Source organism: Vibrio sp. 2033, assembly GCF_033339735.1.
On the sequence record NZ_JAWOVC010000885.1, the window covers coordinates 1 to 509 of the forward strand.

Sequence of the window (509 nt, forward strand, 5' to 3'; positions counted from 1 at the left end):
TTTGGCTGGTGGAAGAGCAAGATTACGACCGCGCAATTGCATGGGAACATTCTGATTCTGCCAACGTTGCTGCGTTGAAAAAAGCAACGGAAGCTCGTGGCCTTCCAATTACGATTCCTGTTGGGGATTTTGACGATGTCACGGGCGTAAACACGTCTGATCTTTGGGGCGGTTTCATTGAACCGATTAGCCAAGCCAGCCAGCGTTACCCAGCGGACGCGGTATTAATTATTCGTGCGCAAGGCGAGCAGATTCGTTGGACTTTGTATGACCAAGCGCCTGCAAAGATTATTGATGCGCAAACTTCTCCACGCAGCGGGTCGGCAACAGGTGCAGACGCTATTTCCGCAATGGTGGATGGTATTGCTGATTACTACGCAAGTAAAAACGCCGTTGTTGTCTCAGGCAAGTCTTCTAAAGCTGTGAACGTGAAAGTGTTAAATGTAACGTCTGCTGCTGATTTCTTCCGTTTAGAAAATGCACTTACCAAATTGAACTCAGTGGCGGGC

At 48.7% G+C, this 509-nt stretch carries 1 protein-coding gene; it reads left to right on the plus strand.

Features of this window, described 5'->3' with window-relative positions; translation table 11 throughout:
* On the plus strand, positions 1-509 hold a 509-nt coding region (locus R7P74_RS29635; RefSeq protein ID WP_318124328.1), incomplete at both ends, for a DUF2066 domain-containing protein.